This is a genomic window from Pseudocitrobacter cyperus, assembly GCF_039889165.1.
Lineage (GTDB): Bacteria > Pseudomonadota > Gammaproteobacteria > Enterobacterales > Enterobacteriaceae > Pseudocitrobacter > Pseudocitrobacter cyperus.
This window is the reverse complement of the sequence record NZ_JAYMYY010000001.1, coordinates 26,360-38,872: the sequence shown is the minus strand read 5'-3', so window position 1 is coordinate 38,872 and position 12,513 is coordinate 26,360. Positions and strand designations below refer to the sequence as shown.

Sequence of the window (12,513 nt, the reverse complement as noted above, 5' to 3'; positions counted from 1 at the left end):
AATCACCTCTGCTCGGGTTGGCTACGGGCCGCCGATGGCGGCGGTAAGACACTTAATGGTTCATTCTGGCTCTGCGCATTTTCATGCAGGATCGCCTGCTCAGCCTGATTATTAAGCACCAGCAGGCTAATACGGCGGTTGATGGCATCAACGCCTGCGTGAGTGGCGAGACGCATCGAGTTAGCCATTCCCACCACGCGCAGCACCTTGCCTTCGCTGAGTCCGCCAATCACCAGTTCGCGGCGTGATGCGTTGGCGCGATCCGCTGATAGCTCCCAGTTGCTATATCCACGCTCGCCTCCCGCATAGGGATAATCATCCGTATGGCCAGAGAGACTGATTTTATTTGGTATTTCGTTCAGAACCGGCGCAATGCCGCGCAGGATATCGCGCATGTAGGGCTCCACTTCGGCGCTGCCGGTTTTAAACATCGGCCGGTTCTGGCTGTCGATAATCTGAATGCGCAGCCCCTCCTGAACCAGGTCAATTTTCAGATGCGGGCGCAGCGCTTTCAGTTTGGGATCGGCTTCAATGAGCTGATCCAGCTCGCCGCGAATGCGTTTCAGGCGGTTGGTTTCCATCCGCTTTTTCAGTTCATCCATATTGGGTTGTTTATTCACTTCCCCCTGTTGCGCGGTGAAATCATCACCGCCGCCGGGGATCGGGCTATCGCTGTTTGAAACGCGCGGGCCGCCGGCCACGGCCGTCGCCAGCGGTGTGCGGAAATACTCGGCAATCTGAATCAACTCTTTTGGGCTGGAGATGGAGATAAGCCACATCACCAGAAAGAAGGCCATCATCGCCGTCATAAAATCGGCATAGGCAATCTTCCACGAACCGTGGCCACCTCCCCCGTGGGCTTTCGCTTTGCGTCGCTTAACCACGACGATAGGATGCGACTGATTTTTCATACGTCCTCGGTCGTGGTTTGCTGTGCCGCAGGATTGCGCACCGCGCGCACGTGCTCTTCCAGCTCAACAAAAGAGGGGCGCTCGCTGGTATAGAGCGTTTTACGACCAAATTCGACAGCGATTGGCGGTGCATAGCCGTTGAGGTTGGAGAGCAGTGTAATTTTGACGCACTGCATCATCTTGGTGGTTTCCGCGCTCTTTTGGCGCAGCACGCTTGCCAGCGGCGAAACAAAACCGTAGGCCAGCAAAATCCCGAGGAAGGTTCCGACCATCGCGTGGGCTATCAATGCGCCCAGTTCTGCCGCCGGGCGATCCGCTGACCCCAGCGCATGTACCACGCCCATCACCGCCGCGACAATACCAAACGCAGGCAGGGAATCGCCCACCAGCGCCAGACTGTTAGCCGGAACTTCACTTTCACTCTCGAAGGTTTCAATCTCCTCGTCCATCAGCGCTTCAATTTCAAAGGTATTCATATTGCCGCTGATGATGAGGCGCAGATAGTCGACGATAAAATCGAGCATCACGCTATCGGCCAGAATACGTGGGTAGCTGGCGAAAATTTCACTCTCATGTGGATTTTCAATATCACGCTCCAGCGAGAACATTCCCTGCTGGCGTGACTTCGCCATCAGGCGATAGAGTAGCGCCAGCAGATCCATATACAGAGTTTTGGTGTATTTCGAGCGACGAAAAAGCAGCGGCAGCGCCTTCATCGTACCTTTGATAGCCTTTCCGTTATTGCCGACGATAAACGCGCCGATGCCCGCTCCACCGATGATGATCAGCTCAGCCGGTTGATACAGTGCCCCAAGGTGCCCGCCGGTCATGGCATAACCGCCGAAAACTGTTCCGATGACGACCAGATAGCCGATTAAGATAAGCACGTTTCATCCTTCCACTGTTGACCAGGCTGAAGGACAGGTAAAGCGTCGCCAAACGACAGGCAAAAAAAAGCAGCGGTCACGGGCCCCGCTGCTGGAGTGTTTGCCACACCGTTCCGGCTAAACAGCTTGCTCTATCTGTCCATCCAGCAGTTGTGGATTACTATCGGCAGCATTGTCGGAAAGTTTACGTCTTTTTACGGCGCGTGACGGCGGCTGGCACAGACTGCATACGAAGCTGCCCACCGGTTGATGTGCGTGAGTGATGAAATTACCGCCGCAGCAGTTACAGTGCGACAACTCCAGCATCCCGCTTTCGACGAAGCGCACCAGCGTCCAGGCGCGCGTCAGCGCCAGTAGCGGAGCATCGTCTTGTGCAGGACACTGCTCAAGATAAAGGCGGTAAGCTTTGATAACCGCATCCACGCCTGAGCACAAACCCGTCTTCAGAAGAAATTGCCAGGCATTACAGAACATGGATGAGTGAATGTTCTGCTCCCAGGTCATAAACCAGTCGGTAGAAAACGGCAGCATACCTTTAGGCGGCGGGCTCCCGCGTAACTCTTTGTAAAGCTTAATCAGGCGCCCACGGCTAAGCTGTGTTTCACTTTCCAGCATCTGCAAACGTGCGCCCAGGGTAATAAGCTCCATTGCGAGCTGTATATCCCGGGCTTCCTGAACAATGCTTTTTTCGCTCATGCTCAGGCCCTTTTCTTACGGACGGAGTCACGCTGCTGGCTGGCGTCGTTCAGTAAACGAGTGGAAAGAAGAATACCGGTGTGAATTTGTTGCAGGTCATCTACTCGCGAATCCTGCGTAAGCTGAGTGATGGTCTGGTGACTGTCGAAGCGAAACTGGCAAATCAGTTGATTGGTTTCCGCCAGTTTTACCATTTGCGGAAGCGTCAACTCACCTAACGTCGTGGCCATCTCTTCATTGATGCCAAGGCGAAACATGGCGGATGCTTGATCCTGACCGATTAGACGTTGCGCAAGGAGTAGATAGGACAAATTGATGTCATAAATATGTTTTAGCAACTCGGATGTCTGCATTTTCCCCATCCCGAATAACCAACTATTGTTTTAATGCGGCCATGCCGCACACCCCGTGATGTCGTCGGGAAATCCCGATAAAAAAGAAAAGCTGAAATGCATCGCCGCTACGCGTAAATGCAGAGCGTAACCGGCGAAAGTGCTTCGCCTTGAGAAGCAACAATTTTAAACATTTCTTACAAATGACTAAGAATTTTCCTAAATCCACGCAACTTTACCCGCCAGCTATGACACATACAATCTGACCTTAGGGTAAATTTAGGAATTATGTGATTTATGTCACACAATTTACCTGAATGTTAATTAGCGATCCATCAGATATCATTGTTAATTGGTTATTTATTAATCCAAATCGCCATTTTTCTATTCTGAGGGCGAGAATATCGACTCAAAAGAGGGAAAATTTTCACGCCGGGGAGGAAATCATAGGCAGGAAAGGATTGACAAGTTGCCCATTAAAACACCATGAGCGGTAAAATATCAATTTCCACATTAAATTCATGCAATTAAATAAAATTCAAATTCATATAATAAACATTATTAACCATTCAATATCAGTTAATCACACGTCTTTATAAGTTAATTGATTATTAAAACTTACGAGAGGTGATTACATTTACAGCATATTTTGTAACGAGCCTACTTTTTATCCGATTCCTGACATAAGAATAACTAATGCATGCCCGGAAGCTGCTCATCGAGGTATTTGCAGACAACCTTGCAGTTGGTCAACAAAAAGAGTATGAGCTTAAATATGGTTAGTGAAGTGTCCTGCAAGGAGGTCTGATGCCTTACTCTCACCTGTTAGTGGCTGTCGCACCGGGCCCGGAAAGCCACGCCCTTTTAAAGAAAGCCGTTTCGATTGCTCGCCCGGTTAATGCCCGCGTCAGTCTTATCACCTTATCTACCGACCCGGAAATGTATAACCAACTGGCGGCGCCGATGATGGAAAATCTGCGTGAGCTGATGCAGGAGGAAACCCGGCAGTTTCTGGAGACACTGGTAGCGCATGCCGATTACCCCATCTGGAAAACGCAAATTGCCAGCGGTGAATTGTGTGAAAGTATTAAATCCTGGTGTCAGCATTATCAGGTGGATCTGGTCATATGCGGCAACCATAATCAGAGCTTTTTCTCGCGCGCGACCTGCTCCGCGAAGAACATCGTCGGCAACACCTGTGCCGACGTGCTGTTAGTGACGTTGTAACTTATTCTCGTTTGACGCCGGTTCTCTCTTCTCCGGCGTCATTTTCTTCCTATGCCAGCTTTGGGAATGCCGCCACTTTACGCTCCAGTTGACTCTCATCGCTGCGCGGCATGATAGCCTTCAGGTCATCCATAAAGCGCTTCTGCCAGTGGTGAATGTCGTTACTTTTTATGGTCGCCATCATCTCAGCATGACGTGAGATACGTTCGGCAAGCGGCATACAAAGAGCCCTGTCGAGCGCAGCCGCGACTTCATCGCGATCGTAGGGATTAACAATCAGCGCGGAGGTCAGTTCATTAGCCGCCCCGGCAAACTGCGACAGCACCAGCACACCAGGGTTCGCCGGATCCTGTGCCGCAACAAACTCTTTCGCAACCAGGTTCATCCCATCACGTAGCGGCGTGACCAGCCCAACATCCGAATAGCGGAATACTTTCATCAGCAGTTTGCGGTCAAAGTGCTGATTCAAATAATAGAGGGGCGTCCAGCCAAGCTGACCATACTGGCCGTTGATCCGCCCGGCGGCGGTTTCCAGTTGATGACGAATATCCTGATATGCCTGGACGTCTCCGCGCGAAGTGGGCGCAATCTGGGTGTAACGGATTTTCCCGTGATGGTGGGGAAACTTCTCCAGCAGCGCCTCATAGGCCTGGAAACGTTCCGGTAAGCCTTTGGAGTAATCCAGACGCTCAACCGAAAAGATATTTTTAACGTTTTTCAGCTCTGCCTTCAGTTGCGCAAGCTTAGGCGGCAAAGGCCCCTGGGCCTGGCGGGCGATCTCGTCCGGTTCAATACCAATCGGATACACTTCGGTGCGGAACGTTTTCCCCCACGCGGTATGAGTTTTCCCGCCGCGTGTGCTGAGCCGCGTCTGACCACTGACGCAATCGAGAAAAGCCAGACGATCGTTTTCGGTCTGGAAACCCAGCAAATCGTACTCACACAACTGCTCCAGCAGTTCTGCGTATGGCGGTAGCGCGTTAAAAATTTCCGGCGTCGGGAATGGAATGTGCAGGAAAAAACCGGTGCGGTTATGAACGCCGCGTTTGCGAAGTTCGCTGGCAAAGGGGATCAGATGATAATCGTGTACCCAGATATCATCGTCCGGTTTCAGCAAAGGCAACAACTTATCTGCCAGCTTGCCATTCACCCGCATATAACCTTCCCAGGCTTCGCGCTGGAAGGTGACCAAATCGAGGCGATAGTGGAACGCTGGCCACAGCACCGCATTCGAGAACTGATTGTAATAGTGCTCGTGATCCTGTTCGTTAAGCGTAAAGGAGGCCCAGTGAATGTTCCCTCGAGTCACCTTCTCCAGCGGCGCATTTTCATCGCCGATTTCGCCATTCCAGCCAAACCACAGCCCCCCTTTCGTTTTCAGCGCCCCCATGATGCCAACCGCAAGCCCGCCTGCGCTGGCCTTCTTATCATCGGGTACTGCGATACGGTTAGATACTACGACTAAGCGACTCATAGCCATCTCTCCTGTCAGTTTGCGCGTTTTGTTCTTGATTATCAGCCGCGTTTTGCAACCACTGGTGCACGGCCGCCACATCAGGTAAACGTGATTTCGCCTGTGTGTCGCCCGCGCCCACTTTTATTGATATCCCACCCAGTTTATTCACGGCGGCAAATCCCGCCTCATCCGTTAAATCATCGCCGATAAAGAACGGTCGTTTGCCAAGAAAAGGGGCTTCCTGCATAAAAGCGGTAATCGCTGCGCCTTTATCAATCCCCTTCGGTTTGATCTCCACCACGCACTTTCCCGGCTGGAGCGCCAGTTCCGGGAAATGCGAGACTATCTCTTGCGCCAGCGCAACGATAGCCGATTCATACTGCGGAGCCTGACGATAATGCAGGGCGAAAGCCATCCCTTTGGTTTCCAGTTCGCATCCTGGCAGCGTCTCAAGCGCCATGCTCAACTGCTGGCCCACACGCAGCGCCGTTTCCTGCGCCAGCGAGACAATATGCGTTTTCCCGTTGATATCACGGCGCTCCGCCCCGTGTACGCCCGCCAGTGGAAAGCGATACGGACTGGCCAGCCGGTCAAGCTCAGCCATTGAGCGCCCTGAAATCAACGCTACTGCGCCAGCATGTCTTTGCGACAGACGAAACAGGGCATCACGAACAGGCTCAGGAATAGCAACATGATCGGGATGCGGTTTAATCCCGGCGAGTGTGCCATCTAAATCAAAGAAAAAGGCGACATTTTCGGTTGGTGCAGGGGGTACAGATAACAGGTCAGCCACCCTGGGTTCCTCCTTATAAAAGTGAAGTTCAGTCATGTGTTAACAAAAAGTTAGCAATTAAAGTATAGACAGTGTGATACAGCTCGCCATTTTCAAATGAAAACGCCGGTGGGATTAGCCACCGGCGTTGCCAGTACATACACTTAAAAGTTGTATCCAGTCTTTTAGGCCGTGCGCTTCGCCTTCTGTTTGTAGCGGTCGAAAATCACCGCCGCCAGCAGAATCAAACCGCGTACCACATACTGCGAGAATGGCGAGATATTCAGCAGATTCATGGCGTTCTCCACAGTCCCCAGAATCAGGATCCCGGCAACCACATAAGAGATTTTACCAATCCCCCCTTTCAGCGACACGCCGCCCAGCACGCAGGCTGAGATAACAATGAGCTCGTAACCGATAGAGGTCATTGGCTGGCCGCTGGTCATACGCGAGGCAAGGATAATCCCCGCGGCGGCAGAGACCAGACCGGAGAGAATAAAGATGATGATTTTGGTGCGGACAACCGGAACGCCAGCCAGACGCGCCGCTTCTTCATTACCACCGATCGCCAGCGTATTACGACCGAAAGTCGTCTTATTAAGTAATAATCCGAAAATGATCAGACAGGCGACAGTAAGCCAGATTGGCGCGGGTAAACCGAGCCAGTTGGCATAGCCAAGCTCAAAGAAGCGCTCATCTTCGATCCCTACCGCTTTCCCGTCAGAGATGATATACGCAAGACCGCGGACAATCTGCATGGTGGCAAGGGTGGTGATCAGGGCGTTGATTTTCAGCTTCGCAATCACAAACCCGTTAACCAGGCCGCTGAGCACTCCCAGCATCAGCCCGGCAAATATGCCGATCCACAGGCTTTCCGTCAGGTTAATCACCACTGCCGTGGTAACACCGGCGCAGGCAATGACCGAGGCGACGGAGAGGTCGAAATCACCGGAAGCCAGGCAAAACAGCATCCCACAAGCCACCATACCGGACATGGAGATAGCCAGACCCAGCCCCTTCATATTGACGAAGGAGGCAAAGTTCGGCACAAAAATCGCGCAGCCGATAAACAATACCGCGAATACCACCAGCATGCCGTACTGATCCCAGATACGTCCAAAGCTGAGTGATGGCCGGCGTGTGCCGGAAGTCGTAACAGATGACATCATTAACTCCTTTCTCAGGCGACGGCCTGACTCACTTTAGGCATAGCGAGGCTTAGCGCCTGCTGTTCATTCGCGCTGCCATGCAGCAGTTCACCGGCAATTTCGCCCTCGCGCATCACCACGATTCGGTCGGCAACACCGAGCACTTCCGGCAGGTCGCTTGATGCAAAGAGTACCGCCACGCCGGATGCGGCCAGCGCGTAGATGACGTTGTAGATTTCATGCTTCGCGCCAACATCGATGCCACGCGTAGGTTCATCAAGCAGAATGACTTTCATCTCTTCGGAGAGCCAGCGCCCCAGAATAGCCTTCTGTTGATTACCACCGGAGAGATTCATGATCAGTTGGTCTGCTCCGGGCGTTTTGATGTTGAGCGACTGGATATGGTGGTCAGCATTGCGCGCCTCCCAGCCATTGTTGATGAGGCACCCGGCGTGGATGTTATTACGCCGTGCGCTGATATTAATGTTATCGCGCACCGAGTGTACGGGAATGATCCCTTCGGCTTTGCGGTCTTCCGGACAGAGCATCATCCCGGCGCGAATGGCATGCGCGGGTTTATCAATGGTCACTGCAACACCATCAATCCACACCTGGCCGCCAGTAATTTTGCTGCCGCCAAACAGCCCTTTCATCAGTTCGCTCCGCCCGGCGCCCACCAGGCCAAACAGACCGACTATCTCACCGCTGTGGACGGTGAGTGAAATGGGTGTCCGCACCCCCGGCGCTTTCACCTGATCCAGCCGCAAACGTTCCGCGCCCTGTTCGCGCGGCTGCCAGCCGTAAATATCACCGATGTCACGCCCCACCATCGCCTGAACCAGACTGTCATGGTTCACTTTTTCCATATCGCTGAAGGTGCAAACATAGCGCCCGTCTTTAAAAACGGTTATCGCATCGCTGAGAGCAAAAATCTCCTCCATGCGGTGAGAGACATAGATGATCACCCGTCCCTCTTTGCGTAGTTCACGGATGACGCGAAACAGGTTTTCGATTTCGCGCGCCGAAAGCGAACTGGTCGGTTCATCAAAGGCGATAACTTTAGCGTTACGCGCCAGCGCCTTAGCTATTTCCACCATCTGCCACTGGCCAATGGAGAGATATTTCAGCGGCGTATTTGGGTCAATATCGAGCCCCAGGTGCTGCAATTGCAGCCCGGCTTCATAATTAAGCAGCGAACGGTTGACGATCCCACCCTTGTTGGGCAGTTGTCCGAGATAGATATTTTCCGCGACGGTCATCTCCGGCACCAGATGCAGTTCCTGGTAGATAATCGCGACTCCGGCATCGAGAGCCGCAGTGGTATTCGCAAAAGTCACGTCCTGCCCGCGCAGCGCCAGCGTTCCGGCTGTCGGCGCGTAGTTGCCGCTGAGAATTTTTAACAGCGTGGATTTCCCGGCGCCGTTCTCACCCATCAGCGCGTGTACCTGCCCGGGATAGCAATCAAAGCTGATATCGGACAACGCTTTCACCCCGGGGAAGGTTTTGGAAATACCGCGAAAAGAGAGATAAGGGGTAGATTGTTGCATAACCACTCCTGAATGACAGGGTCACTTATCCTTCCGACGCCCGCGCCGGAAGGATAGACATCACGACTTACAGACCTTTTTTAGCCAACTCTTCTTTGAAGTTTTCACGGGTGATCAACACCACGTCGGTAACGGCGGTAAATTTCGCCGGCTCTACCCCTTTCTCAACCCAGTTATAGAGCATTTCACTGGTTTTATAACCGTGGATATCCGGGCTTGGCAGCAGCGAACCATAGAACCCCGTCGCCTGAGCTTTAGAGAGCTCGTTCACCGCGTCCACGCCGTTAATGCCGATGCCAATGACATCTGTGGCTTTGAAGCCCTGGCCTTCCGTTGCGCGCACACCACCCAGCACGGTGCTATCGTTCATACCCACCACCAGCCAGTGCTTGACGCCCGGATGCTGAACTAACATAGAGTTACCGGCATCAAAGGCGCCGGGGATATCATTCGATTTGGTCGGAACCTGGTAGATCTGTTTTTCCGGGAATCCGGCCGCTTTCAGGGCATCGATGGAGCCCGTGGTACGACGGCGCGCGGTGTCCAGTTCATTCGCGGTGATCGCCATCACTGCCGTATCTTTGACGTCCCAGCCGCGTTTTTGCATCTCTTTATAGAGTTCCTGCCCCTGACGTGCGCCAATTTCGCTGGCGGCCATCATCACCAGTGGCACGGTATCCATCGGTTTACCCTTAGCGTTGACGAACTGGTCATCGACGGTGATCACTTTCATATCGTAACTACGCGCTTTCGCCATAATGGCAGACCCCAGTTTCGGATCCGGCGTACAGATGACGAAGCCTTTCGCGCCGTTGGCCGCCAGGCTATCAATAGCGTTCAGCGTTTTTTCACCATCGGGCACGGCAATTTTAATGACATCAAAGCCCAGATCTTTGCCCGCTTTATCGGCAAATTTCCACTCGGTCTGGAACCAGGGCTCTTCCGGCTGCTTAACCAGAAAACCCAGCTTTAAATTTTCAGCCATAGCTGATTGTGACATAACCGCTGCCAGGCCAATCGCTGCCAGCGCTTTAGTGAATTTGTGCATGGTATACTCCAGCCTCAATGCTCTTATATGTAGGGAAATAATCGGGTTTAATATTTAAATAAGACATAAAACAACGTATTAGCCGTTTCGTTAATTGCTATACGGTTGTTAGCACATTAATAGCGGGAAAAAAATTATCCATAAGAGAGCCACATCACACCGCAGAATTACAGTAGTTGCATACATGGATTTAGCAGGAAATGACATACAGAAAGGGCGAATTGTCCGACAATTCGCCCTGTGTATAGCAATATGCTCTATATCATTAACGCGCTAGCCCTTGTAATCAGGCACTACCAGCGATAATAGATGTGATCGGCATGGTCGCGCACTGGCGCGTCATCCCCTAATAAGCGTGCTGCAACGGTAAAAGCAAAATCGAAAACATGACCAAAGCCCTTACCGCTAATCAAATTGCCATCTTCCACAACCGGGGCATCAATATAGTCGCCATCTTTAATATCCTGCCACAGGTCGCCGGAACAGACATAACGACGTCCCTTTAACAGACCGTTTCCGGCCAGTACGCGCGCAGCAGCGGAACAAATCGGACAGATATATTTCCCGGCGTTATCGTGCATGGCGATAAACCTGACTACATCCCTGTTCCCGGCAAGATTAACACTACCCTGCGGCCCACCCGGCAGCACCACGGCGTCGTACATTTTATCCATTCGCTCAGCGAGCGTCGCATCCGCCACCATCGGGATATCGTGATAGCTGACCACCGCGCGTGATTCAGCGCAGGAGACCAGCTCAACGTCCAGGTGTAAACGGCGCAGAATATCAATGGTGACAATCGCTTCGCCTTCTTCGAACCCCGGTGCCAACAGCACTGCAACCTTTTTCATCTTAACTCCTGTTTTTTGTAATCGGGTGTTGGCCGAATAAATAATAAAGAATCCATTTGCAGCATTTATGGCAAAAATGATCTAAAACAATCTATGGCTTTTTTACCATCCTGTGCAGTGCCACAAAATAAAAACAATGGAAAATAAACCACTGTTTCATTTTATTGTATAAATACTACGAAATTCCCCCGCCGGGGAGAAGCGTGTTTTAGCGCTCGCCGATAAAAAATGATAGATAGATCACAAATAAAGATGAGATTTAATATATTTGCCAAATAAATCAGCGCACTACATAAATTCATTATAACGACATTCGTAGAGGCAATCCGTTTCTGTTGTATTGTTGTAACGAAACGTAAATCTGGAGACTTAAGAGTTTTCTTAGATTGCTATGGGGAGTATTATTTTTTAACCGATACAGGAATTGTACATCGGTCACATTCAGAGTTTGCTGAATATTACATTCTGTATCTGTTCTCTGACGCGTGAATAGCGCATGTTGTCCCTTCCAGGAAATAAGGATATTGGTATGGCAGTCCCAGGAATGGTTCAAAAACTTAACACTCAAATGAACCTTGAGTTTTATGCATCTAACCTCTACCTCCGCCTGAGCGAATGGTGTTCCGAGCAGCGCCTCAATGGAACAGCAACGTTTCTGCGCGCACAGGCACAAACCAGCGTCACCCAGATGATGCGTATGTTCGATTATATGAAGAAATCGGGTGGATATCCGGTGGTGAAGGCTATCGAGCCCAATGAAGATCAATGCACGTCTCTTGAAGAACTCTTCCTGAAAACCATTGAAGAGTATGAACAGCGCAGCCATACGCTCTCAGAGCTGACCGAACAGGCAAAAGTGTTGCGCGACGACACCACGCTGAACTTCCTGACGAACATTGAGGAAGAACAGCAGCAGGATGGCGTATTACTGCAGGCAATCCTCGAAGAAGTACGCAACGCCAAAAAAGCGGGCCTGTGTATGCAGCAAACCGATCAGCATCTACTGAATGTGGTTAATCACCAGCTTCACTAATCTCGCTTCGATAACCGGCAGTGCTATCTGCCGGTTGCCTCAAACGCTTTCCGGTTACACGTTTTAGTGCGCTTCGTTCTGCGGCGTGAACTTTAGCTCAATCAGGGCAATCGCTTTTTGAATCGCGCGCAGCGTCACCGGGTCGGCGGACGGATTTGCGGAAAAATCTATCGATTTCAGTTGAGTGGACATCTTCTCACGAACTTCAACGGGGGCGATGACATCAATGACATCAAGAATTTGCTTAATCACCAACTGGCAGGCCACAACGTCGGATACCAGCTCTTCATCAGCGGTCAGTTTCTGGGACATATACGCTCCTTAACATTTAGGGGGGCTATGGTACCCGAAAGGGCAGGAGCGCGCCCGCGACAGATATAAAAAAACCTGCCGGAGCAGGTTTTTTTATCAGAACATCCCGCCTGGCGGTACGTCTTTGAAAGTTTTACAATAATTCTCGAACATGCTTTTGAAGATTTTGCGCATGCGTTGTTTCATTGTGATGCTCCTTTTTGTTACGCAGGTGTTATTGTCTTTTCGCCCATAATATGACATTCGTCACATAAATCAACAAAAACAAGACATACGTCACATTTTATTTCTCA

14 protein-coding genes are annotated in these 12,513 nt (G+C 51.3%); 2 read left to right on the top strand and 12 right to left on the bottom strand.

Annotated elements, in window-relative coordinates; translation table 11 throughout:
* Nucleotides 1–2: 2 nt before the first annotated feature.
* From motB to flhD, 4 genes are all read right to left on the bottom strand, one after another.
* Entirely contained in the window at nt 3–911 is a 909-nt protein-coding gene (motB, locus tag VSR74_RS00235) for a flagellar motor protein MotB (protein WP_347792834.1), read from the bottom strand.
* Entirely contained in the window at nt 908–1,798 is an 891-nt protein-coding gene (motA, locus tag VSR74_RS00230; RefSeq protein ID WP_347792833.1) for a flagellar motor stator protein MotA, read from the bottom strand. Before motA ends, motB begins: the two co-directional genes overlap by 4 nt.
* 117 nt (nt 1,799–1,915) lie before the next feature.
* Nucleotides 1,916–2,500, bottom strand: coding sequence for a flagellar transcriptional regulator FlhC (flhC, locus tag VSR74_RS00225; RefSeq protein WP_347794324.1), 585 nt, complete (start codon nt 2,498–2,500; stop codon nt 1,916–1,918).
* Nucleotides 2,497–2,847 (bottom strand): flagellar transcriptional regulator FlhD, encoded by a 351-nt coding sequence (flhD, locus tag VSR74_RS00220; protein ID WP_347792832.1) that lies wholly within the window; start codon nt 2,845–2,847, stop codon nt 2,497–2,499. The genes flhC and flhD overlap by 4 nt, the downstream gene beginning before the upstream one ends.
* Nucleotides 2,848–3,633: 786 nt before the next feature.
* On the opposite strand from flhD, the gene uspC reads away from it, so the two are divergent.
* On the top strand, nt 3,634–4,053 hold the full coding sequence (uspC, locus tag VSR74_RS00215) for a universal stress protein UspC (RefSeq protein WP_347792831.1): 420 nt from the start codon (nt 3,634–3,636) through the stop codon (nt 4,051–4,053).
* Between the two features lie 49 nt (nt 4,054–4,102).
* Here uspC and otsA read toward each other — a convergent pair whose 3' ends face one another.
* The 6 genes from otsA to VSR74_RS00185 all read right to left on the bottom strand — a co-directional run bounded on the left by otsA (nt 4,103) and on the right by VSR74_RS00185 (nt 10,875).
* Nucleotides 4,103–5,527, bottom strand: a complete 1,425-nt coding sequence (gene otsA, locus VSR74_RS00210; protein WP_347792830.1) for an alpha,alpha-trehalose-phosphate synthase — start codon at nt 5,525–5,527, stop codon at nt 4,103–4,105.
* A complete protein-coding gene (otsB, locus tag VSR74_RS00205) occupies nt 5,502–6,302 on the bottom strand; it encodes a trehalose-phosphatase (RefSeq protein ID WP_347792829.1) in 801 nt (266 codons plus the stop codon). The genes otsA and otsB overlap by 26 nt, the downstream gene beginning before the upstream one ends.
* 164 nt (nt 6,303–6,466) lie before the next feature.
* Nucleotides 6,467–7,447, bottom strand: a complete 981-nt coding sequence (gene araH / locus VSR74_RS00200) for an L-arabinose ABC transporter permease AraH (RefSeq protein ID WP_347794323.1) — start codon at nt 7,445–7,447, stop codon at nt 6,467–6,469.
* Nucleotides 7,448–7,461: 14 nt separating this feature from the next.
* Nucleotides 7,462–8,976 (bottom strand): L-arabinose ABC transporter ATP-binding protein AraG, encoded by a 1,515-nt coding sequence (araG, locus tag VSR74_RS00195; RefSeq protein WP_347792828.1) that lies wholly within the window; start codon nt 8,974–8,976, stop codon nt 7,462–7,464.
* Nucleotides 8,977–9,043: 67 nt separating this feature from the next.
* A complete protein-coding gene (locus tag VSR74_RS00190) occupies nt 9,044–10,024 on the bottom strand; it encodes an arabinose ABC transporter substrate-binding protein (protein WP_347792827.1) in 981 nt (326 codons plus the stop codon).
* A gap of 293 nt (nt 10,025–10,317) precedes the next feature.
* A complete protein-coding gene (locus VSR74_RS00185; RefSeq protein ID WP_347792826.1) occupies nt 10,318–10,875 on the bottom strand; it encodes a DJ-1/PfpI family protein in 558 nt (185 codons plus the stop codon).
* A gap of 529 nt (nt 10,876–11,404) precedes the next feature.
* Between VSR74_RS00185 and VSR74_RS00180 the strand changes: the two genes are divergently transcribed.
* A complete protein-coding gene (locus VSR74_RS00180) occupies nt 11,405–11,908 on the top strand; it encodes a non-heme ferritin-like protein (RefSeq protein ID WP_347792825.1) in 504 nt (167 codons plus the stop codon).
* Between the two features lie 63 nt (nt 11,909–11,971).
* Here VSR74_RS00180 and VSR74_RS00175 read toward each other — a convergent pair whose 3' ends face one another.
* On the bottom strand, nt 11,972–12,220 hold the full coding sequence (locus VSR74_RS00175; RefSeq protein ID WP_347792824.1) for a DUF2766 family protein: 249 nt from the start codon (nt 12,218–12,220) through the stop codon (nt 11,972–11,974).
* Nucleotides 12,221–12,316: 96 nt separating this feature from the next.
* Nucleotides 12,317–12,406: a stress response protein AzuC gene (azuC, locus tag VSR74_RS00170; RefSeq protein ID WP_347792823.1), complete on the bottom strand. Its 90-nt coding sequence runs from the start codon at nt 12,404–12,406 to the stop codon at nt 12,317–12,319.
* Between the last annotated feature and the right edge of the window lie 107 nt (nt 12,407–12,513).

Excerpts from the sequence above, each read along its gene's own strand:
- motB (WP_347792834.1), bottom strand. The coding sequence starts at position 911 with ATGAAAAATCAGTCGCATCCTATCGTCGTGGTTAAGCGACGCAAAGCG.
- flhD (WP_347792832.1), bottom strand. The coding sequence starts at position 2,847 with ATGCAGACATCCGAGTTGCTAAAACATATTTATGACATCAATTTGTCC.
- uspC (WP_347792831.1), top strand. The coding sequence starts at position 3,634 with ATGCCTTACTCTCACCTGTTAGTGGCTGTCGCACCGGGCCCGGAAAGC.
- otsA (WP_347792830.1), bottom strand. The coding sequence starts at position 5,527 with ATGAGTCGCTTAGTCGTAGTATCTAACCGTATCGCAGTACCCGATGAT.
- araH (WP_347794323.1), bottom strand. The coding sequence starts at position 7,447 with ATGTCATCTGTTACGACTTCCGGCACACGCCGGCCATCACTCAGCTTT.
- araG (WP_347792828.1), bottom strand. The coding sequence starts at position 8,976 with ATGCAACAATCTACCCCTTATCTCTCTTTTCGCGGTATTTCCAAAACC.
- VSR74_RS00190 (WP_347792827.1), bottom strand. The coding sequence starts at position 10,024 with ATGCACAAATTCACTAAAGCGCTGGCAGCGATTGGCCTGGCAGCGGTT.
- VSR74_RS00185 (WP_347792826.1), bottom strand. The coding sequence starts at position 10,875 with ATGAAAAAGGTTGCAGTGCTGTTGGCACCGGGGTTCGAAGAAGGCGAA.
- VSR74_RS00180 (WP_347792825.1), top strand. The coding sequence starts at position 11,405 with ATGGCAGTCCCAGGAATGGTTCAAAAACTTAACACTCAAATGAACCTT.
- VSR74_RS00175 (WP_347792824.1), bottom strand. The coding sequence starts at position 12,220 with ATGTCCCAGAAACTGACCGCTGATGAAGAGCTGGTATCCGACGTTGTG.
- azuC (WP_347792823.1), bottom strand. The coding sequence starts at position 12,406 with ATGAAACAACGCATGCGCAAAATCTTCAAAAGCATGTTCGAGAATTAT.